Annotated in this window: 25 protein-coding genes; 20 read left to right on the plus strand and 5 right to left on the minus strand. The window is 34.9% G+C overall.

The genetic code is table 11. The features are described from left to right. The first annotated feature begins 105 nt into the window (after positions 1 to 105). The 6 genes from PKK00_06820 (at position 106) to PKK00_06845 (ending at position 5001) form a co-directional block, all read left to right on the plus strand. Positions 106 to 330, plus strand: coding sequence for a ferredoxin family protein (locus PKK00_06820; protein ID HNW98106.1), 225 nt, complete (start codon positions 106 to 108; stop codon positions 328 to 330). A gap of 22 nt (positions 331 to 352) precedes the next feature. Next, entirely contained in the window at positions 353 to 1435 is a 1083-nt protein-coding gene (locus PKK00_06825) for a 3-methyl-2-oxobutanoate dehydrogenase subunit VorB (protein ID HNW98107.1), read from the plus strand. 3 nt (positions 1436 to 1438) lie between these two features. Continuing rightward, complete coding sequence (locus PKK00_06830; protein ID HNW98108.1) at positions 1439 to 2206, plus strand: thiamine pyrophosphate-dependent enzyme; 768 nt, start codon at positions 1439 to 1441, stop codon at positions 2204 to 2206. Positions 2207 to 2248: 42 nt separating this feature from the next. Then, positions 2249 to 2803 carry a 2-oxoacid:acceptor oxidoreductase family protein gene (locus PKK00_06835; protein HNW98109.1) on the plus strand — a complete coding sequence of 185 codons (555 nt, stop codon included), beginning with the start codon at positions 2249 to 2251 and terminating at the stop codon, positions 2801 to 2803. 59 nt (positions 2804 to 2862) lie between these two features. After that, entirely contained in the window at positions 2863 to 3633 is a 771-nt protein-coding gene (locus PKK00_06840) for a TIGR02757 family protein (protein ID HNW98110.1), read from the plus strand. A gap of 123 nt (positions 3634 to 3756) precedes the next feature. Continuing rightward, on the plus strand, positions 3757 to 5001 hold the full coding sequence (locus PKK00_06845) for a hypothetical protein (GenBank protein ID HNW98111.1): 1245 nt from the start codon (positions 3757 to 3759) through the stop codon (positions 4999 to 5001). 29 nt (positions 5002 to 5030) lie between these two features. Here PKK00_06845 and PKK00_06850 read toward each other — a convergent pair whose 3' ends face one another. The 3 genes from PKK00_06850 to PKK00_06860 all read right to left on the minus strand — a co-directional run bounded on the left by PKK00_06850 (position 5031) and on the right by PKK00_06860 (position 9225). Then, on the minus strand, positions 5031 to 7250 hold the full coding sequence (locus PKK00_06850; GenBank protein ID HNW98112.1) for a cation:proton antiporter: 2220 nt from the start codon (positions 7248 to 7250) through the stop codon (positions 5031 to 5033). 186 nt (positions 7251 to 7436) lie between these two features. After that, the gene (locus tag PKK00_06855; GenBank protein HNW98113.1) at positions 7437 to 7712 is read right to left on the minus strand and encodes a hypothetical protein; all 276 of its coding nucleotides are present in this window, start codon (positions 7710 to 7712) and stop codon (positions 7437 to 7439) included. Positions 7713 to 7911: 199 nt separating this feature from the next. Further along, the gene (locus PKK00_06860; protein HNW98114.1) at positions 7912 to 9225 is read right to left on the minus strand and encodes a HAMP domain-containing sensor histidine kinase; all 1314 of its coding nucleotides are present in this window, start codon (positions 9223 to 9225) and stop codon (positions 7912 to 7914) included. A 257-nt stretch (positions 9226 to 9482) separates the two neighbouring features. Here PKK00_06860 and PKK00_06865 point away from each other — a divergent pair, with 257 nt between their 5' ends. From PKK00_06865 to PKK00_06900, 8 genes are all read left to right on the plus strand, one after another. Then, positions 9483 to 9812, plus strand: a complete 330-nt coding sequence (locus PKK00_06865) for a PadR family transcriptional regulator (protein ID HNW98115.1) — start codon at positions 9483 to 9485, stop codon at positions 9810 to 9812. Positions 9813 to 9842: 30 nt separating this feature from the next. After that, complete coding sequence (locus tag PKK00_06870) at positions 9843 to 11492, plus strand: PspC domain-containing protein (GenBank protein HNW98116.1); 1650 nt, start codon at positions 9843 to 9845, stop codon at positions 11490 to 11492. Between the two features lie 115 nt (positions 11493 to 11607). Beyond that, positions 11608 to 12405 carry an N-acetylmuramic acid 6-phosphate etherase gene (gene murQ / locus PKK00_06875; protein HNW98117.1) on the plus strand — a complete coding sequence of 266 codons (798 nt, stop codon included), beginning with the start codon at positions 11608 to 11610 and terminating at the stop codon, positions 12403 to 12405. A gap of 27 nt (positions 12406 to 12432) precedes the next feature. After that, on the plus strand, positions 12433 to 13107 hold the full coding sequence (locus PKK00_06880) for a hypothetical protein (GenBank protein ID HNW98118.1): 675 nt from the start codon (positions 12433 to 12435) through the stop codon (positions 13105 to 13107). 127 nt (positions 13108 to 13234) lie between these two features. Continuing rightward, complete coding sequence (locus tag PKK00_06885) at positions 13235 to 13804, plus strand: hypothetical protein (GenBank protein HNW98119.1); 570 nt, start codon at positions 13235 to 13237, stop codon at positions 13802 to 13804. 23 nt (positions 13805 to 13827) lie between these two features. Further along, a complete protein-coding gene (locus tag PKK00_06890; protein HNW98120.1) occupies positions 13828 to 15039 on the plus strand; it encodes a serine hydrolase in 1212 nt (403 codons plus the stop codon). 12 nt (positions 15040 to 15051) lie between these two features. Further along, complete coding sequence (locus PKK00_06895; protein HNW98121.1) at positions 15052 to 15612, plus strand: DNA-3-methyladenine glycosylase I; 561 nt, start codon at positions 15052 to 15054, stop codon at positions 15610 to 15612. Beyond that, on the plus strand, positions 15588 to 17003 hold the full coding sequence (locus tag PKK00_06900) for a M20/M25/M40 family metallo-hydrolase (GenBank protein HNW98122.1): 1416 nt from the start codon (positions 15588 to 15590) through the stop codon (positions 17001 to 17003). Before PKK00_06895 ends, PKK00_06900 begins: the two co-directional genes overlap by 25 nt. Positions 17004 to 17005: 2 nt before the next feature. Here PKK00_06900 and PKK00_06905 read toward each other — a convergent pair whose 3' ends face one another. Together PKK00_06905 and PKK00_06910 are read right to left on the minus strand one after the other, a co-directional pair. Continuing rightward, entirely contained in the window at positions 17006 to 18265 is a 1260-nt protein-coding gene (locus PKK00_06905; protein HNW98123.1) for a tetratricopeptide repeat protein, read from the minus strand. Beyond that, positions 18255 to 18839, minus strand: coding sequence for a sigma-70 family RNA polymerase sigma factor (locus PKK00_06910; GenBank protein HNW98124.1), 585 nt, complete (start codon positions 18837 to 18839; stop codon positions 18255 to 18257). Before PKK00_06910 ends, PKK00_06905 begins: the two co-directional genes overlap by 11 nt. A 250-nt stretch (positions 18840 to 19089) precedes the next feature. On the opposite strand from PKK00_06910, the gene PKK00_06915 reads away from it, so the two are divergent. From PKK00_06915 to PKK00_06940, 6 genes are all read left to right on the plus strand, one after another. Further along, positions 19090 to 20373 carry a KamA family radical SAM protein gene (locus tag PKK00_06915; protein ID HNW98125.1) on the plus strand — a complete coding sequence of 428 codons (1284 nt, stop codon included), beginning with the start codon at positions 19090 to 19092 and terminating at the stop codon, positions 20371 to 20373. A 31-nt stretch (positions 20374 to 20404) separates the two neighbouring features. Next, positions 20405 to 21382 carry a hypothetical protein gene (locus PKK00_06920; protein HNW98126.1) on the plus strand — a complete coding sequence of 326 codons (978 nt, stop codon included), beginning with the start codon at positions 20405 to 20407 and terminating at the stop codon, positions 21380 to 21382. 2 nt (positions 21383 to 21384) lie between these two features. Continuing rightward, complete coding sequence (locus tag PKK00_06925; GenBank protein ID HNW98127.1) at positions 21385 to 22356, plus strand: ATP-grasp domain-containing protein; 972 nt, start codon at positions 21385 to 21387, stop codon at positions 22354 to 22356. A gap of 9 nt (positions 22357 to 22365) precedes the next feature. Beyond that, positions 22366 to 22845: a GNAT family N-acetyltransferase gene (locus PKK00_06930; GenBank protein HNW98128.1), complete on the plus strand. Its 480-nt coding sequence runs from the start codon at positions 22366 to 22368 to the stop codon at positions 22843 to 22845. Between the two features lie 207 nt (positions 22846 to 23052). After that, positions 23053 to 24939 carry a YgiQ family radical SAM protein gene (locus PKK00_06935; GenBank protein HNW98129.1) on the plus strand — a complete coding sequence of 629 codons (1887 nt, stop codon included), beginning with the start codon at positions 23053 to 23055 and terminating at the stop codon, positions 24937 to 24939. Next, entirely contained in the window at positions 24936 to 26186 is a 1251-nt protein-coding gene (locus PKK00_06940) for an NAD(P)/FAD-dependent oxidoreductase (protein ID HNW98130.1), read from the plus strand. The genes PKK00_06935 and PKK00_06940 overlap by 4 nt, the downstream gene beginning before the upstream one ends. Positions 26187 to 26258 lie beyond the last annotated feature (72 nt).

The following is a 26258-nucleotide window of genomic DNA, read 5'->3' on the forward strand; positions in this document are numbered from 1 at the left end:
ACACTATTAAAGCGTTTTGATTTTTCCCTGCTTTTTTCCTGAGGAAACTCCAAATTTTTTTATAACTTAGCAGCAATTAATAAAAATTATTAGGAGACATATAAAATGGCAAAATTAAAAGGTGCAATCGTTATTGATATCGAACGATGCAAAGGATGCGAAGTATGTTTAGGCGCATGCCCCGAAGAAGTTATTGCTATGGCAAAAGCAGTAAATGGCAAGGGATATCATTATGCCGAACCGGTAAAAAGTGATAATTGTACCGGCTGTACTAATTGTGCAGTTGTATGCCCTGACGGCGTTATCACAGTTTACAGAGTTAAAATTTAAAAATTAATAAAATATTTTTAAAATGAAAGAATTAAGATTAATGAAAGGTAACGAAGCAGTTGCAGAAGCTGCAATTCGTGCCGGTGCTGACGGATATTTCGGATACCCGATTACACCTCAATCGGAAGTGCTCGAATACCTGATGGCAGAGAAACCCTATGAAAGAACAGGAATGGTTGTTCTTCAGGCTGAAAGTGAAGTAGCAGCAATCAATATGTGTTATGGCGGCGCTTCCTCAGGAAAAAAAGTAATGACATCATCTTCAAGTCCGGGAATAAGTCTGAAAATGGAAGGTATATCCTATATGGCAGGTGCTGAATTGCCTTGCCTTATACTCAATGTAGTTCGCGGAGGCCCCGGTCTTGGAACTATACAGCCTTCACAATCTGATTACTTCCAGGCAACAAAAGGCGGCGGACATGGCGACTACAGGCTCATTGTTTTAGCTCCCGCATCAGTTCAGGAAACATATGATTTTGTAAAACTCGGTTTCGACCTTGCTTTCCAATATAGAAATCCTGTAATGATTTTGTCTGACGGCGTTATCGGACAGATGATGGAAAAAGTTGAACTTGATGAACAGGTTCCCCGTCGTACTCACGAACAAGTAGTTAAAGAATGTCCCTGGGCTACAACCGGAAAAACTCCCGACAGGCAAAGAAATATCATCACTTCGCTTGACCTCGATTCAGCAAAACAGGAAAAACATGTTTTGAAACTTGGCGAAAAATATAAAAAGATAGAAGAAACAGAAGTTCGTTTTGAAAAAATAAATTGCGATGATGCCGAATATATTTTTGTAGCATTCGGTTCAAGCGCACGAATTTGTCAGAAAGCTGTTGACCTTGGAAGAGCTAAAGGTATTAAAGTGGGATTGCTAAGACCAATCACTTTATTCCCTTTCCCTAAAAAACCAATTGCCGAACTGGCAAACAAAGTAAAAGGAATGTTGACTGTAGAAATGAATCTTGGACAAATGATAGAAGATGTAAAACTTGCAGTTAACGGTAAAGTAAAAGTTGAGCATTTTGGACGTACCGGTGGTATCATCCCATCACCCGAAGAAGTTTTAAAGGCTCTTGAACAAAAAATTATAGGAGGTTAAAAAATGACAAGAGAAGAAATTATAAAACCCGAAAATTTAGTTTATAAAAAAACAAAACTTTTCACTGACAAACCTCTTAGTTATTGCCCGGGTTGCGGTCATGGTACTACTCACCGCCTCATCCTTGAAACTATTGAAGAAATGGGTATCCAGGATAAAACTATTGGTGTTGCACCTGTAGGTTGTTCTGTTCTTGCATACGAATTCATGGATATTGATATGCAGCAGGCTGCTCACGGTCGTGCTCCTGCACTGGCAACTGCAATAAAAAGATTAAACCCCGATCAGTTTGTGTTTACCTACCAGGGCGATGGCGACCTTGCTGCTATTGGTACTGCTGAAACCATTCATGCATGTAACAGAGGCGAAAACATTACTATTATTTTTATAAATAATGGAATATATGGTATGACCGGTGGACAAATGGCTCCAACAACATTACCGGGAATGAAAGCATCAACCTGTCCTTATGGAAGAGATGTTGCGATGATGGGAAACCCATTAAAAATGACCGAGATTGTTGCTACTTTACCCGGTACATATTATGTTACACGCCAATCTGTTCATACACCGGCAGCAGTTCGTAAATGTAAAAAGGCTATACGTAAGGCATTCGAAAATCAGAAATTAAATAAAGGAGTATCGTTTGTTGAAGTGGTTTCAAATTGTAACTCCGGTTGGAAAATGACTCCCGTTGCTGCTAACAAATGGATGGAAGAAAATATGTTTCCTTTCTATCCACTTGGAGACATTAAAGTCCCGAAAGAATAATCAACTTTGAACATTGAAACTTAAACTTAAACTTTAGAAAAAATGACCGAAGAAATAATCATAGCCGGATTTGGCGGACAAGGCGTACTCTCAATGGGAAAAATTCTTGCTTATTCAGGAATCATGGGAAATAAAGAAGTCAGCTGGATGCCTTCATACGGCCCCGAAATGAGAGGCGGTACTGCCAATGTAACTGTAATCATCAGCGATGAAAGAATCAGTTCACCTATTCTTTCTGAATTTGATACAGCAATTATCCTGAACCAGCAATCGATGGATAAATTTGAAAAATCGGTAAAAAAAGGCGGTTGCCTTATTTATGATGGTAATGGAATTACTCGCCATCCCGAAAGAAAAGATATCAATATCTATCGTATCGATGCTAATGATGAAGCCGCAAAACGCGGAATCCAGAAAGTTTTTAACATGATGGTATTAGGTGGTTATCTTAAAATTAAACCTATTGTATCATCTGAATTCATTCATAAAGGACTGGAGAAATCTTTACCCAAAAGACATCACAACCTTATTCCTGATAACGAAAAAGCTGTGGAAATAGGAAAAGAAATCATCAAACAAATTCACAAAGCGAATTAATAAAATTTTATTTTTTCAAAAGCCTTCCTGGTAAGGAAGGCTTTTTTTTGCTTTAAAATATGGATGAAAAAAGTTTAAAAAAACTTCTCGATTTAAAATATAAACAATTCAATACGGTAGAATTTATTTCCTCCGATCCGGTTTCTATTCCTCATCTTTTCTCAAAAAAAGAAGATATTGAGATTTCAGGATTTCTCACTTCAACCATTGCATGGGGGCAAAGAACTACTATCATAAAAAATTCATTAAAACTAATGGATATGATGGATATGAATCCGCATGATTATGTTTTAAATGCCAATAAATACGATTTACGAATATTAAGAAAATTCGTTCACCGCACTTTCAATGGAAATGATTGTTTGTATTTCATAAAGTCATTGAAACATATTTATAAAAAGTACGGCTCCCTGGAAAATGCATTTCTGGTGGGTTATGATAAGGATAAAACTATTCGTACATCAATTATTGAATTCAGAAAAATATTTTTCTCACTGGTTCACGACCCGCATACAGAAAAACACATTTCCGATCCTCTTAAAAATTCATCATGTAAAAGATTAAATCTTTTTCTTCGTTGGATGGTTCGCAAAGACAATAATGGCGTTGACTTTGGAATATGGAAAAAAATTCCTTCCTCTGCCCTGCTTTGCCCGCTTGATTTACATACCGGCAATGTTTCAAGAGAACTCAGAATTACAACCAGGACAAAAAACGACTGGATTGCCGTAGAAGAAATTACTGATAAACTAAAAAAATTCGACCCTACAGATCCTGCAAAATATGATTTTGCACTTTTTGGTATAGGTGTTAATAATATTCAAAAATAATTCCTGTCATGCTGAGTTCATCGAAGTGTGACCAAGCGAAAATAAGTCATGCTTTGCATAAACTTAGCATGACATAACATATCAAAAAGAATTTTGTAATTTTACAATAGAAAAAATATTTTTATGAAAATTGCAGTAGTAGGTTTTGGCGCAGCAGCCATAGGTTTTATTGAAAAACTTAAAAATTCGGAACATGAAATTCATGTTTTCGAAAAAAGTCCTGATATATATTCTTCAAGTATTTCAGGTATCCGTGCCGACGGAAAACTTTTTGTTTCAAAGGAAATGGGCGGCGATATCGACATTGACCTTATGCTTCAAAAAAAACTGGTTGATTTTTATATCAACCACACCGAAAATAAAAGTATTGAAAGAGGAACATCATTCGGCAATACCGAATATTACGATAAGTTTTACAAAAAAGGATTTCAGCCTATCAATGCAGAGTTCTATCACTTAGGAACCGACCAGCTGAAAGAAGTACTTTATCATATTTATGAAAATTTTAAATCCTGTACCAATATTCATTTTCATTTCGATTTCAATGTTACCTCTGTTGAAAAATCGAACGGACAAATAAAAATAAACCACACCGAACTGTTCGATAAAGCCGTGGTTGCCGTGGGACGCAGCGGTCATCCCCTGATAAAGACCATCATAAAAAAATCACCAAAATTAATTCTTGATAATACCAAAGTAGATCTAGGAATACGCTTTGAACTTCCTGATCATATCGTTGCTGACCTTAATAAAGAAATGTACGAATTTAAAGTTCGTTATAAAAGCCGCACCGGGTATATTGTCCGCACATTCTGCAACAACCCATCCGGCTTTGTAGTGCTCGAAAATTATGGTGATTTCACAACTGTTAATGGTCATTCCAAATTGAAAGAGAAAAGCAGGAACACTAATTTCGCTATTCTTTCTACCATACAGCTAACCGAACCTTTCAATGATCCAACAGGATATGGTTCACATATTGCAAAAATGTCAAATTTACTTGCCGGACAAGGTAAAGTGATTTTGCAAACCTATCAGCATTTCAAAGATTCTAAACGAACCAAAAATCTTTATCGTGTTCATCCTACTCTTGAAAAAGACAAATATATACTTGGCGATATAAACCTTGCTTTCCCGCGCCGAATCATCGAAAGCATTATTGATTTTATTGAACATCTAAATGATGTGATACAGGGAATTTCAAATCCAGACAACCTGGTTTATGCACCCGAAATAAAATTTTATTCAAATAAATTAAATAACAATTTGTATCCGAATTTAAAATTCATTGGTGATTGTTCGGGGCATACCCGTTCCATTATTTATGCAACAGCGCACGGATATATGATTGCAGAAAGTTTTAATTAAAATTTTCAAAACGATAATGCTATTTCAATTTAACCTGTAAATTCTTTCATTAAAATTTTTATTCGTTTCTCATTTCCTACTATCCATACTTTATCATTTATCTCAAATACAAGGTCGGATTCAGGGTTTAGAATACGGCTGCCATTCCTTTCTATCCCCACCACTAAACTGTTAGAACGTTCACGGATTTTTGATTCACGAATATTTTTATTGATAAGTTTAGATTTTTCACCAACAGTAAAATGATGCAGCGATACTTTTTGCTTTGTATTTTCAATCAGTGATTCTCTAACAGAAGACTCAAGGTAAATTTTAAATTTCTGTAATTGCTCATCTGTTCCTATTACTGAAATCTTATCATGAGGATATAAACGCTGCTGCCTTGTTGGCACATTAATCACAATATCGCCACGTTCGATCATTGCGATATTAACTCCGAATACTTCTCGTACCTGTATTTCCGATAAGGTTTTCCCAACATAGGGTGATTGCGCATTTAATTCAAAAACCGTAATATGCGTGTCCCATGGGGTTAAAGCTTCATTTTTATCTGCAGTCTTCGTTTCCCGTCCATTGAAATTATTAAAAAAACTCGTTTCAATTTTTCCATAAAATGTCTTTATCTTTTTTGAAAAGATCACAAGTATGATACAAGAAACAATAGCAGCTCTAAAGGCTGTCCATGGGGAAAACAAGCGATCAAACAAAAAGCCCATATAAAAAACCGCTAATGCAATTCTTGATAATTGTAAAATAATCAGAGGTCCGCGTTGTGATGTTTTTAACCATACATTAGCATACGCCTGGCCATGTATTCTGCGGAAAGCAAGCGCCCACAAAAATGGCGATAATACAATAAAAGCAAAAACAGCAATAAATATTTGATTCCATCCATTATTAATAAATAACGGGGCAACGTATTTCGTAATTAATATAATGATTGTGATAATAATTACTGAATAAACTATAAGGTTAATAAAATAAGAACGTAATAATATTTTCCAATCGCTTATCTCATTTATGTTTTGCGCTCCTACACTATATGTTTCCAATGCCTTCTTCCACTTCTTTGGGAGTTTGATCTCAATAAGTTTATAAACAGGTTCAGATAAGCGAATCATATAAGGTGTAGTGAATGTAGTTAGTATTGATACAGCTACTGCTATGGGATATAGAAAATCGCCTGTTACTTTTAGCGAAAGCCCTAAGGCTGCAATAATAAAAGAAAATTCACCAATTTGCGAAAGGCTCATCCCCGACTGTACAGCAATTTTCAGAGGTGTACCGGCAGCTAATGCTCCTATTGCAACAAAAAATGGTTTGCCAAGTAATAACACAAATATTGCTGCAATAATGGGAATAATATGTTGTAGTATCATTTGAGGAACGATCAACATACCCACGGATACAAAGAAAATTGCACCAAAAAGATTTTTTACAGGTTTAATGATAATCTCAATTTTATCCGCTTTAATAGTTTCTGCCAGGATAGAACCCATTATGAATGCACCGAGCGCTGATGAAAACCCTGCGTATGTTGCCAGTACAACCATAGCAAAACATAATGCCAATGATACAATCAGAAGTGTTTCTTCATTCATCAATGAACGAAGTTTTTTTAAAATAGTAGGTATAAAAAATATTCCCGAAACAAACCAAAGTACAATAAAAAAAACCAATTTTAAAACAGACATGAACATTTCGCTTCCCGAAAAAGTCTTGCTTACAGCCACTGTTGAAAGTAAAACCATAAGTATAACAGCAGTTAAATCCTCAATGATTAATACCCCGGTTACAATACCTGCAAACTTTTGGTTCTTCACACCCAATTCATCAAAAGCGCGAATAATAATAGTAGTAGATGCAATAGCAAGTATTCCGCCCAGGAACAAACTATTTATTGTGTTCCATCCTAACATAATACCTACGCCATAACCTAAAAGCATGGTAAGCGTTATTTCTGTCAGTGCTGTTACAGCTGCTACTCCGCCAACTTTTAATAATTTTTTAAAACTGAACTCCAGTCCCAGTCCGAATAGAAGAAATATCACACCAATATCTGCCCATGTTCTGATACTTTTAATTTCAACAATGGTAGGAAACAAATGGAAATTCGGACCTACTAAAAACCCTGCAATGATATACCCCAATACCACCGGTTGTTTTAATTTTTTAAATACCAGGGTAACAATTGCAGCGGAACCAAGAATAAGCGCCAAATCATTTATAAGCGGAGGTAAATGTAACATGATAATAACAGGAGTATTTCTTTATCTGTTGTTATAATTTAGATTTTCTATTTTCAAAAATACAAAAATCAGCCGATAATTCTCTTTTAATAATTTTTGAATTTTGAAAATTTTATAAATTGGGAAAACAAATAAGTATTAAAATATGATAGAAATATTAAAGAAACAAATACAGGAATATTTTGATTATTCTTTCTTTTTATACCAGCCTGCTAAAAACAAAATCCCTATCAGTAAAGCAATCCCTGCAAATTCAATAGAATAAGCAAGCATGTACCATTCAAATGAATAAATCATCACATTCGCCACCATCTGTCCGATATACAGCAACCCTGCAAGAATAAAAACAATACCCCCAACAATTTCATATTTCCATGAAATAATTAGTACTGCCAATAAAATAAGTGTTGGTATATTGTGTATGAACAAACCTAAAAGCATTTGCCAAAAAGTTAATTGCATCGAAAAAATATCTAATGACATTAATGCTAGGAACAATATAAATAACAGTGAAAGTACCCGCGGTAACCAATATACAAAACGGTTAATTTTATATTGCATGATTAATTCTATGTTTGAAAATTTTTCGAGATACTTTTTCCAAATATATTAAATTAATATTCCCTGTAACCGCTTGAATGAATTTATAAAATCAAACTATTTATTTAGGAAGGGTAAATTTAAAAGTACTGCCTGAATTCAATTTACTTATGACCCAAATCCTGCCATTATGTTTTTCAACGAATTCCTTGCAAAGTATAAGTCCAAGGCCTGTACCAAATTCATTTGAAGTACCCGGAGTGGAATATTTTACCTCAATTTTGAAAAGTTTTGACATATCTTCCTCGGGAATTCCAACACCTTCGTCGGTTATTGAAATTTCCACTTCGTTATGTTTGTTTATTTCTGAACGGATAAATATTTTACCATCGGAATGTGAATATTTTATTGCATTTGTCAGAAGGTTCCTGATTATAATTTTTAACATATTATAATCTGCCTTTACTACCATTCGCTTATCAACATCCTCTATTAAATTTATTTTCTTTTCCGACATCTGGCTTTCAATAACCAACAAACATTCCTGTATCACATCGTGCAAATTAAGTTCAGAAGGTTCGAATTGAATGGTGCCTTTCTGTGTCATTGACCATTCCAAAAGGTTTTCAAGTAAATTATAACCCCGCTTTGATGATTCCTCGATCATTTTTAATCGAATGAGAATTTCTGAGGATGAAAAATTTTCATAGTCTGCTAAGAGCTGACGCGAAAGACCTAATAAATTATTGAACGGATTCTTCAGATCATGAGAAATGATAGAGAAAAACTTGTCTTTGGTTGCATTCAGGCTTTTCAGCTTTTCGGCATGTTGTTCAACTTTTAATCTTTCCTTGTCGTAATTCTGTTTTAGCAAAACAGCAATAACTCCAAAAATAACAAGGGAAATAATCATACTCGTTGACAGATCAAGTATCCTGGTCTCCTGGCTGGCATACTTTAAAACAAAATCAGGATATTTAAGTCCTATTAGCACATAAGCTATTGCAAGGGAAAGGTAAATACCAAATATCAGCCAGTATTTTTTTTTCGAATTACTGTATATAAAAGCAAAAGTTCCTAAAAAGAAATAAAATGTACCTGCACCTTCCACACCCTGGCTGTAATACCAAATCATTGAAAGTGCACTAATACAAATTATTTGAAAATATATTTCAAGATATTTGGTTATTTTTTTATATGATGATAAATAAAAAAACAAACCGAAAATAACACCGTATAAAACCAAAGCTATATTGAACTCCAAAGGAAATCCTACAAAAATATTAGCTATTATTGATAGGAAACATGCAAATGCCGCAAAAAAAGTAAGGATATTGAAAATTAAATTTTCAATAGGTAGTTCTTTCTGGTTGCCCACCAAAAAAAGACCAATTTTATTTAATACTCTTGACATCTTTAATTTTAACTGTTTCAAAGTTAAGAAATTTTAATTAAACTATAAAATTTTATTTGAAGTCGAATTTATGCTCAATTTATTTATAAAACCTAAAATTACCGTTACAGAAAATATAAACCTCCGGATAAATATTCTCATGTAAAATATTATAATTTTTACTCACTGATTATCAGCATATATGAAAATATTTTAAAATATTTTAGTACTATGTCTTGCATAATACTAATTTTATTATGTATCTTTGTATCGCAATATTCTATTTAAAACATATAAACATGAATACAGATAATTCACAAGCACAAATGAGAAAAGGAGTTCTTGAACTTTGCATCCTTTCCATACTTGCAAAAGAAGACTCTTATGTGCCCGACATTATTGATAAGTTGAAAGAATCAAAACTTATAGTAGTGGAAGGCACACTTTACCCCCTGATGACCCGATTAAAAAATGACGGCTTCCTGACCTATAACTGGGAGGAATCGCGCTCGGGTCCGCCCCGGAAATATTATAAGCTTACAGCCTTAGGTAAAACATTATTAAAAGATCAGAAAAAATCATGGGACGATCTTGTTGATTCTGTTAATAAAATAGTTTATTCAAAATAACTTATATTTAAACTTTAAAACTTTTATAAAATGAAAAAAACGTTCACCATAAATATCAGCGGCATCATCTTCCACATTGATGAAGATGCTTTTGAGAAACTGAACATTTACCTCGATACTATTAAAGGGTATTTCACAAACTCGGAAGGTAAAGATGAAATCATTGCCGACATTGAAGCAAGAGTAGCCGAAATGCTTCAATCAAAAATTTCGGAACAAAAACAAGTCATCAATATTGATGATATAAATGAAGTGATAACTATAATGGGCAAACCCGAACAGATAGGTGGCGAGCAGGCTTCCGATGATAAAAAACAAACTCACGAAACAAGAAAAAGCCGCAGGCTTTATCGCGACCCCGACAATAAAGTGCTGGGAGGTGTTTGCGGTGGTATAAGTGCGTATTTCAATATGGACCCTATTTGGATTCGTATTGCATTTGTTGTTGCTCTTTTTGTTTTTGGTTCAGGTCCTTTATTATATATCATACTTTGGATTATTATTCCTGAAGCTCGTACTACTGCAGAAAGGCTGGAAATGCGGGGGGAGCCCGTTAATATTTCCAACATTGAAAAAACCATCAATGAGGAAATAGACGGACTCAAAAAAAGATTAAACAACCTGAAGAACGATACTAAGGATGCTTATAACAAAAATTTTAAATCGATCCATCCTCAATCTGTAGCTGAGAAATTCATTGATTTTTGCCTGATTTTGTTAAAACTTTTTATTCGTTTTATTGCAATATTCATTGGTGTTATTTTTATAATAATAGGGATTTTCCTGGTAACCGGGTTTATTTCATCTTTCATTAATTCAAATGATATTATATGGATATCGTCAATGGGAATTTCAAATTTTTCATTTCCTGTTTTCCTGAAACTCTTTATCAGCTCCCCTGCTCAAATCACATTTGCTCTTACAGGACTGTCGCTGCTTATAGGAATTCCCTTACTTATGCTTATTTATAACGGAATAAAACTTATATTTAATTTTAAATCGAAAAAACGTTTTGTTGGAATTTCTTCTGTATCGCTATGGTTTGCCGGGCTTATCATTTGCATTATTGTCAGCCTGGGAGTACTGAATAATTTTTCGCATAAAGCTGTTGTAACAAAAAGTCATACCATTACTCAACCCACAAATGGTTTATTAAAAGTGTATGTGAAAAAAGATAATACTATCGACAACCTTTCAGAATACGATAACCGGTTTTATATCGGACAATGGAACCTTCTTTCAGTAAATGATAAAAGCATGCATTTTGGTTTACCAGAACTGGTAATAGTAAGAAGTGAAAACGATAATTACCAGATGCTAACATATTACAGTTCCAAAGGCGCAAATAAAAGTGATGCAGAATTCAATATCAGTAAAATCAATTATAACTTTTTACAGAATGATACCGCTTTAACTCTTGAACCATTTTATAAACTTCCGGAAAAAGAAAAATGGAGAGCACAGAATATTCGTATTGTAATAAAAGTTCCTTTATGGAAATGCATCTACTTAAGTCCGGAAACAGGAAACATGCTTCAATATAAAAATGACCATTATGATTATGAAAGAGAAATTGCAGGAAAAACAATGGTTATGACAGATAACGGGTTAAAAGAATATTCGCCCTCAATTCCTGCAAGCAATACAAACACTGTAAAAAGTGATACTTTAAAAAAATAAAATTTGATTGATTAATAAATTTTGATTGTGTAAAAAAGGTCATGAATGTCATGACCTTTTTTTATTGGAAGTAGTAATATTTTTTATATACTTTTGATCAATATAAAAAATTAAAATGATCACCGAAAAAGAATCGAATTATAGCAACATAGAACAGATGAGTGTTGCAGAAATTATCAGTCATATCAATAATGAAGACAAAAGCGTTGCTTTAGCTATTGAGAAAGCGCTTCCGCAAATCGAAAAAGTAATTGATGTTGTTATCGAAAAAATGCAAAATGAAGGACGCTTATTTTATATTGGCTCGGGAACCAGCGGAAGACTCGGTATTATTGATGCTGCCGAATGCCCTCCCACATTTGGCGTTGACTATGATACCGTGATCGGATTGATTGCCGGCGGTGATAAAGCTATACGCAAAGCCCAGGAACACGCTGAAGACAGCTTCATATCAGGTTGGGAAGACCTTCTCGCACATGAACTGAATGAAAATGATTTTGTAATCGGAATTTCCGCATCGGGAAATACTCCCTATGTTGTTGGTGCTTTGCAGAAATGCAGCCAGTATGGAATTTCCACTGCATGTATTACCAACAACGAAAATACCCCTCTTGCTAAAGAAGCTCTTATTCCTATTGAAATCATCACCGGCCCTGAATTTATTACCGGAAGCACCCGAATGAAAGCTGGTACCGCAACAAAAATGATTTTGAATATGATCAGCACTACGGTAATGATTAAACTGGGAAAAGTGAAAGGCAATAAAATGATTGATATGAAACTGTTAAATAATAAACTTATTGAAAGAGGCACAAAAATAATCATGGATACACTTTCGCTTGATCATGATGAAGCAAACGCATTATTGTTAAAAAAAGGAAGTGTCAGAAAAGCCATCGAAAATCCGGAATAATTTTTTTATCTTTGATAAAACTATTTTATGAAAACCAAATATTTTATAATTATCTTCCTGCTTATTACTGCTGCTTCCATTTCTACATTAACCGTTTCATGTAAAAAAAATAAAAATGTTATTACTATTAACGGGCATATCTTTAATCCTTATTCAAATCAATATGTTGAAAATGCAACAATAATCATATCATCATCTAAAATAACTTCCGGTTTTTATAACTCCAACTATACTGATATTGCAACTACCACATCCGATGCAAGCGGTGCTTTCAGCTTTGAATTCGACCAGGAAAAATCATCAGGTTACCGTTTTTATATATACAAGGAAAATTATTTTGACAGAACCATTGATATTGCTGATGCCGATATTCAACCTGAAAATACCTATACTCCTACTTTTGAACTCTATTCGGAAGGGTATCTTAAACTGCATGTAAAAAATTCAAGTCCTTTTAATGATAACGATTTCATTGGGTATTCATATAATGATATCGATGAAATAAACTGCGCTACCTGTTGTTCAAACACTGTTTTTAAAGGTTATGGCAAAACATACGACACTACTTATAAATGCAAAACATACGGCAGTAAGGATGTTAAAATAAACTGGCATGTTACCAAATTCGGATCTGATGTAGCCTTTTCTGATACTTTATTCTGCAACCCTTTCGATACTACATACTACGAAATCCTATATTAACAGAATACCATTTCCCTTATTCCCCTATTCCATATACCTCTATACCAAATAACTTTTTTAACTTTTCACACTTTTACTTTTAATTTTCAGAAAAATTTCATTAAATTTATACCTTAAATACATTAGCATGCACGACATTGAGCCATACTGGTCATGGAGGGAATTGTACATAGCATCAGAAGATGAGCGTTCACCATTCTATCGAAGGAGATACAGCGAGTTTGAATTTTCAAATACCATATATAATTATTACATCCATCCACAATGGGATTTTTTTGGTTCACGAACCCTGTATTTAAAAATCCTTTATACTGATTACGATACTGGCTTTTGTATATTGGAATTTATAGGTGAATGGAACGATTGTTTGTATAACGACATTATGTTCCTGAAAAGAAATATTATTGAGCACCTTGAAAAAGAAGGAATAAAAAAATTTATTCTGATTGGTGAAAATGTTTTAAACTTTCATTCTTCTGACGACTGCTACTACCAGGAATGGTTTGAAGACATTGAAGACGGGTGGATTGCAGCAGTAAATTTCAGAAATCATGTATTACAGGATTTCAAAACAGCAAGGATACATTATTATATTACATTCCATAAAGAATTAAACGACCTGAACTGGCGAAATTATTTACCTTTTCAAATGTTTGAGAAAGTTGAAAGTGTGATGACAAAACGCTTATCTTTCTAAATTCACTTTTACTTAACACAAGTATGAAAAAAAATATCTTAGTTATCATTTCTGCACTTTTCATTATTTCATTGTTAATGCAATCGTGTTATGTGGGACGTTTCTTCTACTGGAATTTTGCAGACATAAATGACTATAAAAAATTTCCATATATGGAAATTTCAAAACCCGGAACAGCATTCACTTTTCACAAAACATCATCATCTTATAAATTCGATACTATTGGTTATAATAAAACAACCTATCCATTCGATGACTTCATTAAACAAAATAATAGCGTCGCATTTCTGGTTATAAGAAACGACACGATTCTTTATGAGAAATATTTTATGGATAGAGATCAGTCATCCTATGTACCTTCTTTCTCAATGGCAAAATCATTTATATCGGCACTTGTAGGCATAGCTGTTTCTGAAGGAAAAATAAAAAGTGTTCAGCAACCTGTTACCGACTATATTCCTGAACTTAAAGATAATGATGAAAACTTTTCAAAGATCACAATTGAGAATTTGCTCAACATGCGTTCGGGAATTCTTTTTAAAGAAAATTATTTTAGTCCGTTCGGAAATATTGCAAAAGGATATTACGGACAAAACCTTACGGGTCAGATAAAAAAATTAAAAATTAAAAATGATCCCGATACCGAATTTGAATATGTAAGCGAAAACACTCAACTCCTTGCATTCATAGTTGAGCGCGCCACTGGAAAAAAAATCCCTGAATACTTACAGGAAAAAATATGGCAGCCACTCGGAATGGAATATGATGCTACATGGAGCATCGACAGCAGGAAACACAAAGAAGCAAAAGCATTCTGCTGCCTTAATGCAGTAGCACGTGATTATGCAAAATTCGGCAGACTCTTTCTGAATAAAGGGAACTGGAACGGAAAACAAATCATTCCGGAAGATTGGGTAAAAAAGTCAACAGTTATCGATAATAATTCAAAAGATTTATTTTATTCATACCAGTGGTGGCATAATATAGATTATAAAAAAATTGAAGATACTGCCAGTATAGCCGGTACCGAAAAAAAATTCATAAGAACAATCAAAAATAAAAAAGACGAAAGTGTAACTTATCTTCGTATACCTATGAACGATTTTTTTGCTGATGGATTCCTGGGTCAGTTCATTTATGTTTATCCTGAAAAAAATATTATTATGATCAGGCTGGGAAAAGCATCGAAAGTGAATTGGACGAAAATCATGAATAATATTGCTCAGAAACTTTAATAAAGAACCATTATGAAAAACCGCTGCCCATGGCCTAATGATGACAAACTTATGATTGCATACCATGATAAAGAATGGGGTATTCCGGTACATGACGACCGTAAACTTTTTGAATTCATGGTGCTTGATGCATTCCAGGCAGGGTTGAGCTGGAAAACAATCCTACACCGTCGTGAAAATTTCTGTAAAGCCTTTGATAATTTCGATTATCATAAAATTGCAAAATATTCGGAAATTAAATATCAAAAACTTCTTACCGATGAATCTATAATCAGGAATCGCCTGAAGATACAAGCAACTATTGAAAATGCAAAAGCTTTTATTAAAGTGCAAAAAGAGTTTGGCAGTTTTGATAAATACATCTGGCAGTTTGTAAACAACAAACCTATTGTCAACAAATGGAAATCGATTTCAGAAATCCCTGCTTTTTCAAAAGAATCGGACTTAATGAGCAAAGACCTTAAAAAACGCGGGTTCAAATTCGTAGGAACAACAATTTGTTACGCATTCATGCAGGCTGCCGGGTTGGTTAACGATCATATTGTTTCATGTTTCAGATACGAAGAAGTATAAAAAAGATATATAAAATATCGCTCGTAATTTTTATATGCTCAATAAGCATACAATATTCATTTTCTCAAACCGACACACCCGAAAAAATTCTTTCTGACTATATTAAAATTAAATCAACACAAGGGTACGAAAGCGAAGCAGGAATTTTTCTTTCCAATTTCTGTTCATCAAAAGGTTTGCATGTGAAAATATTTTCCGATGAAGATTCATCATACAATTTCGCGGCATCACTTTACCCGTTATCAACAAACAAACCCAATATCATTCTGCTTAATCATCTTGATGTTGTTCCGGCTAATGATTCAACCGAATGGCAATTTCCACCTTTTTCAGGAACCATATATAATAATAAGGTATGGGGTCGTGGTGCAATAGATTGCAAAGGTCTTGCCGTAATTCAGCTTATGGCTATGCTTCCCTTTATTGATGCTGCAAAAGAAAAAGATTTGCCTTATAATGTTACCTTATTATCTGTATCGGGCGAAGAAACAAACTCTGAAAAAGGCGCAGGGCTTATTACTTCAAAATTTTTAAATGAATTAAACCCTATAGTTGTTTTTGGTGAAGGCGGCGCGGGAGTAAAAAATGTGATATCGTCTGACACCACAAAACTGATTTTTGGAATTTCCGTTTCCGAAAAAAAATCATTATGGCTTAAACTGGATGTTTATTCCGAATCCTTTTCGCATGGAGCAGTTTCATCCGACCTGTATGCAAATAAAAAACTTTTAAGGGTTCTTATTAAACTCCTTGATGAAAAAAAATATATAAAATTCGATGATGTCCTAAGAAATATGTTTCGCAAACTTGGGAATATGGAAGGCGGAATCAGAGGGTTTTTCATTAAGCGGATCAATTGGGATATTTTCTGGCCACTTTTAAAAAAGGAGTTTGAAGAAGGCAAACCATTACATCTTTTAGTTTATAACACTTTTACCATTACCAATATTTCCAACCCCAATGTTCCATCAAATCAAATAGCCAGCAATGCATCAGCTATCCTTGATTGCAGGTTATTACCGGGAACCGATTCTGCAAAATTTATAAAAAAAATTAAAAACACAGTTGGACCAAAAGTTAAAGTTACAGTTCTTTCTTCAAATCCAGATGCTTTGGCATCGCCACTGGATACCTTTTATTTATGCATGGAAAAAAAACTTAAAGAAAAATACCCGGGTTGCGAAGTTATGCCCGTTCTATTCCCTGCCACTACCGATAATAACTATTTCAGGAATAAAGGAATCAATACATACGGTATTATACCGGTGTATTTAAGTATGCAATCCATACAGAGTACTCATAACAAAAACGAACAAATTTCGATTGAGGAATTATATAAAGGAATAGAGGTCTTTAAAAGTTTTATTTCGGATATCAATAAGAAAGAATAAAATTAATTTTTTATCTCTTTCAGTTTTTCTTCAGCCTGTTTTTTAAAATTGCCTTTTGCTTTAATAATGTCTTTCAGTATTTTTTCAGCTTCCGAATTATTTTTCTTTTCAAGATAGCATAATGCAAGATACCATTGAGCGGTTTCGAAATATTCGCTCTTTTTATCTTTTACAACTTTTGATAAATTCGTTATTGCCGAATCATATTTTGCAAGATTGTATTCCGAAACACCTATATAATAATATGCATTCAAATCACCAGGAATATCTTTCACATACGATTCCATCTGTTGCTTACATCCGTCATAATCGGCATCCCGGTATAACTGTATCCCCGACAAATAACGATTATCCTGGCTAACAGCAACAGTATCCGTTTCAGTTTGAGCAGCACCGGCTGCTACATTATTTTTATTTTTATCTTCTTTTGATTTTTTAGAACCCTCACTTTTGGTTTTGACATCTTTTATTTCATATGATTGATATGCTGTTACTTTATTATTTGCATAGGGTACTTCAGCATTTCTTGCTTCCGATTTATCAGTAACAGTATTAATGTTGCTGTTGCTTACGGTAGTTGGTGAACTTACAGCTACTTCTTTTTCAGCAAGTGCATCGTTTGCATTTTTGGTTTCGTCAGCTTTATAATAATCAGCATATGATGGAGCCTGAACAGCACTTTGTTCTGTTGAGTTTATAACAACACTTTCTGAGATATTATTATTAACATCTTCAACCGGTTCTGATTTTTTTTCCAGATGCTGATTAATAATTACAGCTACACTATCCGCTTTTTTATAATTATTCTGTTTTTGAACCAAACTTTTTTCTAAAGATTTTTCTTGATTTTCATTTTCACCACCTATTATTTTTTCCTCCTTAGCTTCATTTTCATTTCTCAGGGCAACCATTTTATCTTTTTCCTGGTTAACCAAAAAATATCTTATGACAAATGTCAACCCAACAAGAACAATGATTATAGCCGCGGCAGCCATGCGCATCCTGAAATTGAAATAAACAACTTTAGGTTTAGATTTCGAGTCTATTTTTTTTAATATATCTTCAACTGCCGGTTTAAATTTCGATTTATTCTTTATCAAAGAAATTCCTTCCAAAGCATCGGAACATAGCTGGCAATCGAGCAAATGTTTTTCTACAAGGTGCATCTCTTCCTGGCTTAGCCTGTTTTCAGAATAGGCCAGAAGGACATCGGACGACAAACAATCTGTTTCCGAAAAAATATTGTTTAACTTATTGTTCATACCTGTCGCCTATAAAAATTTTCAAATTTCTTTTTCCGTTCTGAATATAGCTTTTAACCTGATTCATGCTGTATCCCGTAATTTCTGCCACCTCCTGGTAACATTTGCCTTGCAGGTAAAACAGCTCTACACAGGTTTTCTGTTCTTCATTCAAACTTTTCAATCCTTCATTCAGATAAAAAAGATTTGTTTCGTCCCCGTTTCTGTTATCAAGATGCAAAGAATAGTCTGATTCCATAATTACCGGGAAATCTTTTTTCATCTCTTCCGACTTCAGCAACAGCGATTGCTCCTGCCTTAGCTTCATCAGGCAATGATTTCTTGCAGTAGAATGAAGCCAGCTTTTAAAATTTCCGACGTTGTACTTTTTTAAATCTTCGAAAAGTTTTTCAAAAATCTGCATCACGGCATCTTTACTTTCATCTTCGTCTTTCATGTATTTCAAACATACTGCATAAACAAGATGAGCATATTTTTTGTAAAGCTCGCCAACAAAGCATTTATCACCTGTCCTCTTGTAGGAAGCAATCAAATCGGGATCTTCAGCAATATTTGATTTTTTGAAACGAAACAAAATATTTTTTCTTTTTGTAAATTTAAGAATAAATCACCATCTAAAAATATATTTTATAAATGTTGAAAATGAAATTTTATCTCAACAATACTTCACAAAAAAAAGTTAATAAAATCTTAATAAAATTTTTTGAAATGTATTTTTTTAAAAGCAAAAACATATTAGTATTGCAGTATAAAATTTTTTATTTAAAATATTATCCATATATATAAACCCAAAACATCAATCTACACCGAAAATAAAGGAGAAAATGAAAAATCCGAATCAACGGGAAACAGAAAATAAAAAAATTGAAATTACCATCGACGACGAACCTCCAAGCCAAAAAAGCTTAATTGATTTCCGGCAAGAATTTTTATCCAACTTTAAACAAACAATTGCAATAGAGAAAGAACCTGATTTTAATATAATCAGTGACAACTCTAGAAAATTCATGAAGAAACATTTCCCGAACGTCAGCGACACAGAATGGCTTGACTGGAAATGGCAAATCAGAAATTCCATCACTTCAAAAAATCAGTTGCAGCAATTAGTACAACTCAACATCAAGGAAAAGAATTTTTATTTCTTTAGTGAAGATTCGCTCCCATTGCGCATTACGCCGTATTACGCAAGTTTGCTTGAAGAAAAACCACGCACCAACCCAATTCGTAAATGCGTGATTCCTTTGGAAGACGAATACATAAAATCGGAAGGAGAAAATGCCGACCCGTTGTGCGAAGAGCACGATAGTCCTGTTCCAAATCTCGTACATCGATACCCCGACAGGGTTTTACTCTTAGTTACAGGATTCTGTTCTACCTATTGCAGGTATTGCACCCGTTCACGAATGGTTGCAAAAGAAAAAAATTACAAGTTCGAAAAAACAGACCTTGAAAAAGCTTTTGAATACATTGCTTCAAAAAAACAAATCCGTGATGTACTTCTTTCCGGCGGCGACCCGTTAACCTTAGGCGATAATCAACTTGATTATATTCTAACGCGACTGAGAAAAATTCCGCATGTTGAATTTATCCGCATAGGAACAAAAGTTCCGGTTGTGTTGCCACACAGAATTACTCCATCGTTAATTTCTGTTCTGAAAAAACATTCACCTATCTGGTTGAGCATTCATTTTACTCACCCTGTTGAAATGACTCCCGAAACCAAGGAAGCCTGCGACCGCCTTGCTGATGCAGGAATTCCTTTAGGAAGCCAGACTGTTCTACTGAAAGGAATAAACGATGAAGTAGCTACCATGAAAAAACTGGTTCACGAACTTTTGAAAATAAGAGTTCGTCCGTATTACTTATACCAGTGCGACCCTATTTCAGGTTCATCGCATTTTAAAACTACTGTTGAACGCGGGCTTGAAATCATACAAGGGTTACGTGGTTATACTTCAGGATATGCTGTGCCTACCTACGTAATTGATGCTCCCGGTGGTGGCGGAAAGATTCCGATACTACCTGAATATTTTATCGGACGTGAAGGCGGCTATGTGTTACTGAAAAATTATTCAGGTAAAGAATACAAATATCCTGACTTCTGTTAATTAATCATTTTAATTTTAAATTTCCATTAGCATGAAAGTAGGAATAGCATACGATTTAAAATCCGATTATATTGCCGATGGATTTACCGAAGAACAAGCTGCCGAATTCGACAGCGAAGAAACCATTGAAGGTATTGAATCAGCATTAAAAGCAAACGGACATCGCACACAGCGCATAGGAAATGTTCGTTCGCTTTTAAGCATGCTGCATAACGGAAAAAAATGGGACATCGTTTTTAATATTTGCGAAGGTTACTACGGAATAGGCCGTGAGGCACAGGTTCCCGCAATACTCGACATTTATAACATTCCCTATACTTTTTCCGATGTACTGGTAAATTCACTCACGCTTCACAAAGGAATGACCAAAAGGGTTATGCGTGATTTAGGAGTTCCTACTGCCGATTTTGAAATTGTTGAATACGAAGATGACATCAACCGTATTGATCTACCTTTCCCGCTTTTTGTAAAACCTGTTGCTGAAGGAACCGGAAAAGGTATTGACGCTACTTCAAAAGTTAATAATGTCAGCGAACTTAAAGAAGCTTGCATGGAAAGACTTCTTCAATACAAACAACCTGTATTGGTAGAAACCTTTTTACCCGGCCGTGAATTCACTGTTGGAATAATCGGCACCGGCAAAAATGCCGAAGCTGTAGGATTAATGGAAGTTTGCTTCCGCGAAAATGAAACATCAAAAATTTATTCATACAACTCAAAAGCACATTACCAGGATTTGATCGATTATAAAATTCCTGAAGATGAACTTACCCAGAAATGCAAAGACGTTGCCTTGCAAGCTTGGCGTGGACTGGGTTGCCGCGATGGGGGAAGAATTGATTTGAGGCTCGATAATAACGGCATTCCCAATTTTATTGAAGTGAATCCTTTGGCAGGACTCAATCCTATTCATTCCGACCTTCCCATCCTTTGTCGTATGGCTGGAATCAGCTATAACGAACTCATCGGAAAAATTATGGATTCAGCAATAAAGCGAATAAAAAAATAATAATGAAGAAAAAAATTCTGATTTTATACAGTGAAGTGTTTCCCGATTCGAAACAGGATGAACTGGATGTGCTCGAACAAGTGGATGTCGTAAGAGATGCTTTAAAAGAAAAAGAATATGAAGTTTTGCAAATGCCGGCTTCATTAAAGTTAGATGAACTCATTGAAAAAATTAATGAAATAAAACCTGATGTCATTTTCAACCTGGTTGAAACCATTCAACATACCGGTGAAATATTGTACATCGTTCCCGCATTGTTGCAACACTTACACATTCCTTACACCGGCTCACCTATAGAAGCCCTGTTCATCACTACTTCAAAGGTGCTGACAAAAAAAATGATGCGTTGGAATGGAATCCCCACGGCCGATTGGTTTGAAATGGACCAGCTTCATTTGCTCGACCCAAAGAAACGATACATCCTGAAACCAATATGGGAAGATGGTTCGCTGGGTATTGAAGAAGAAAATGTTTTTTACGGGAACAATGCAAATTATATTAAAGGCCTTGCAAAATATCCGGCAAGAAAATATTTTATTGAAGAATATATTGACGGACGCGAATTCAATATTTCAGTTTGGGAAGGTATGACAGAACCTGATGTTCTTCCTCATGCAGAAATGCAATTCTTTGATTACCCTGAAGGAAAACCAAAGATAATGGGGTTTTCAGGCAAATGGGTTGAAGGTGCTTTTGAATACGAGAACACTGCCCGCACATTTGAAGTTAAAGAAGAAGATATAGAACTTCATAGAAATATTGACAAGGTTGCACGCGACTGCTGGAATGTTTTCAAACTGCAAGGTTATGCACGCGTTGATATGCGCGTTGACAAGAACGGAAATATTTATGTGCTGGAAGTGAATGCCAATCCTTGTATTGCTGAAAACAGCGGATTCTATGCTGCATCGCTTAAAGCTGGATATTCATTTCCCGATGTTGTTCATCGTATTGTTGAAAGAGCTGTAATTTAAAAAGTAAAAATGGAAATCAAATACAGAGAAGAAGTTCTTGAAAGCGACATTGCCAATGTTCGTGAAATCATCGAATCATCTGGTTTTTTTCATTCTTACGAAATTGATGTGGCTGTTGAACTTGTTGAAGAACGTTTGAAAAAAGGAAAAGAAAGCGGTTACTATTTCATTTTTGCTGAACAAAACGGGAAAACAATTGGCTACACTTGCTTTGGAAATATTCCCTGTACACTTTATAGTTTCGATTTATACTGGATTGCTGTCCATAACGATTTCCGCAGTCTCGGACTTGGAAAAATATTAATGGATAAAACCGAAACAGCTATAAAGCAAATGGGAGGCAAAGCAATTTATATTGAAACTTCTTCACAAGAAAAATATATTCCCACTCAAAAATTCTACGATAAATGCAACTGCGAGCTCATTGCCCGCTTCACCGATTTCTATGCCGATGGTGATGATAAGCTAGTATACAGGAAGAAGGTTTGATTGTCGTTTGTCGTTAGTTGTTTGTGGTTTTGTTGTTAGATGTTCAATTTCTTTTTTGACTTTTTTATTTTTCACCACTCCATTAGGCAGACTTGATTTTATAATAATCTTCTAATTCCAACAAAGCCCAACTTACTACTTACTACTTGAGACTTACTACTTGCTCCTAACTTTTTCGTACTTTTGTTCTGACTTTCAAATTCAAACTTGAGTAATTCAAAATTATCGGAATCAGCATGGCTTCCTATTTCAAAAAAAGAAATTGAAGCAAGAGGTTGGGAACAGCCCGATATTATTATTGTCAGCGGTGATGCTTATGTTGACCATCCATCGTTCGGGCATGCAGTAATAGCACGCATTCTGGAAAAGGACGGATTTAAAGTTGCTATTCTTCCCCAACCAAACTGGCGCGATGATTTAAGAGATTTTAAAAAGCTTGGCACTCCAAAACTTTTTTTCGGAGTTACTGCGGGATGCATGGATTCTATGATAAATCATTACACAGCCAACAAACGCTTGCGTTCTGATGATGCTTACACTCCCGGTGGACAAGCTGGTTTTCGTCCTGATTATGCAAGTATCGTTTATACAAAAATCCTGAAAAAACTTTTTCCTGAAATTCCAGTTATTCTTGGGGGAGTTGAAGCATCACTTCGCCGTTTCACACATTATGATTACTGGTCGGATTCATTGAAGCCTTCTATTCTTTTTGAATCGGGCGCTGATATGTTGGTTTATGGAATGGGTGAAATGGCTATTCGTAAAATTGCTGCCCAACTTTCGGAAGGAAAAAAAATAAATGAATTAAAAAATATTGAACAGACCGCTTACATTGATAATACAAAACTTGTAATACCTGATGCGATTGAACTTTCATCATACGAAAAATGTTTGAAAGATAAAATTGCTTATGCGAAAAATTTTGTTCAAATCGAAATCGAATCGAATTCATTAAAAGCAAAAACTATAATTCAGCAACATGGCGAAAAATGGTTGGTTGTAAATACTCCTTTTCCTCCATTGTCTTCATCACAAATTGATGCATCGTTCGATTTGCCTTTTACAAGAATGCCACATCCACGTTATGAAAGCCGTGGACAAATTCCTGCATACGAGATGATAAAATTCTCGGTGAATATTCATCGCGGATGTTTTGGTGGATGCAGCTTCTGCACGATATCAGCTCACCAGGGAAAATTTGTTTCGAGTCGTTCAGAAAAATCAATTTTAAAAGAAGTTGAAACCATTACTAAACAAAACGATTTCAAAGGACACATTACCGATCTTGGCGGACCTTCAGCCAACATGTACCAAATGCAGGGAAAAGATTTAAAGCTTTGTGAAACTTGCAAACGATATTCTTGTATTTATCCTAGCGTATGTAAAAATCTTGACATAAATCACAAGCCGATTTTGGATATATATAATAAGGTGTCGAAAATTCAGGGAATAAAAAAAGTTACTATCGGAAGCGGAATCCGTTACGACATGCTGCAAACCAATGACAGCAAGGTTGACAAAGAAAATCATTTATCGGAATATGCAAAGCAAGTTATTTGCGAGCATGTTTCGGGCAGGTTAAAAGTTGCACCCGAACATACTTCCGATGAAGTTTTAAAAATGATGCGTAAACCTTCTTTCGACAGTTTCCGGAAATTCAATTCCACCTTCAATAAAATTTGTCGTGAAGAAAAATTAAACCAACAACTCATTCCTTATTTTATTTCCAGTCATCCCGGCTGTAAACTGGCGCAGATGGCCGAGCTTGCTGCCGAAACAAAAAATATGGGATTTCACCTGGAGCAGGTTCAGGACTTCACTCCTACTCCAATGACTTTATCAACAGAAATATTTTATACCGGCATCGACCCGTATTCATTGAAGCATGTTTATGTTGCACATTCTTCAAAAGATAAACATGAACAACAGAAATTTTTCTTCTGGTATAAAAAAGAAAATGTGAATTGGATAAAAGACACTTTATTAAAATTGCATCGCGAAGATCTGCTTCCCAAGCTAATCAAGGATTACAAGGAAAATAAAAAAGATTTTCGCCAGGAAAAGAAACAAAATAAAAGATTCGGAAGAAGATGATAAATGATGTTGTAATCATTGGTGGCGGTCCTGCCGGAATAATGGCCGGAATATTTGCAGCGCAAAACGGCGCAAAAGTTTTGCTTCTTGAAAAAATGCGCGAACCTTTACGAAAATTAAAAATCACCGGCAAAGGAAGATGCAACATCACCAATACCGCGCCTATGGCTGCATTCCTTACCGAAACGGGTCCGCAGCCAAATTTCTTAAAACCTTCTTTCCTTCGATTTTTTAATGATGACACAGTTGCTTTCTTTGAACAGATAGGTGTTAAAACAGTTGTTGAACGTGGCGGTCGTGTTTTTCCCGAAAGCAATTCGGCAGTTGATGTGGCAAATAAAATGCTTGATTACGCCAGATCATGCGGAGTTGAAATTCGCTGCAACAGTAAAATAAAAAGATTTATTACAGAAGAAAATAAAGTTACAGCTGTTGAAGTTGCTCCCAACGAAATTATTTACGGAAAAACTTTTATCCTTGCAACCGGCGGAGCTTCTTATCCTGCTACAGGTTCGTCGGGTGAAGGCTATCCAATTGCCAGAAATCTTGGGCATCAGGTAACACCTATTCGTCCGGCACTTGTTCCTGTTGAGACAAAAGGTGATTCGGCAAAAAATTTGCAAGGCTTAAGTTTAATTAATGTTAAAGTTAATGTGTGGATTGACGGGAAAAAAGCCGGTGATGAATTCGGCGAAATGTTGTTCACTCATTTTGGTTTATCAGGTCCAATCATTCTTACTTTAAGTCGAAGATTCAATGATGCTATTCAGCAAAAGAAAAAAATTATTTTTTCGATTGACCTAAAACCCGCACTGGATGAGCAAAAGCTCGACAACCGCCTGCAGCGCGATCTGGATGAAAACGGAAAAATGAAACTGGTAAATATTTTCAGGAAATGGCTACCTGCAAAATTAATTCCTGAATTCATCAGGTTACTAAATCTTGACGGAGAAAAAATAGCAGGACAGATTAAATCCGAAGAAAGAAAAAAAATCCGTTTGCTGTTAAAAGATTTTCGTTTTGAGGTTACCGCACTTCGCCCGTTCAGCGAGGCAATCATTACTTCAGGCGGCATCAGTCTTGAACAAATAAATTCAAAAACACTGGCATCGAAAATTTATCCTAACCTTTTCTTTGCAGGTGAAGTCCTTGATCTGGATGCCAACACCGGAGGTTATAATTTGCAAATTGCTTTTTCAACAGGAGTATTGGCCGGAGAACAGGCTGCGTGGATGGCACTGGGCTAAAAATTTCAATTCATTTTTACAGATTGTCTTGAAGTTTTTTCACGAAATATAAACTGAGTTTTTATAGTTATC

It is taken from the genome of Bacteroidales bacterium (genome assembly GCA_035353855.1).
Taxonomy (GTDB): domain Bacteria; phylum Bacteroidota; class Bacteroidia; order Bacteroidales; family CG2-30-32-10; genus DAOQAK01.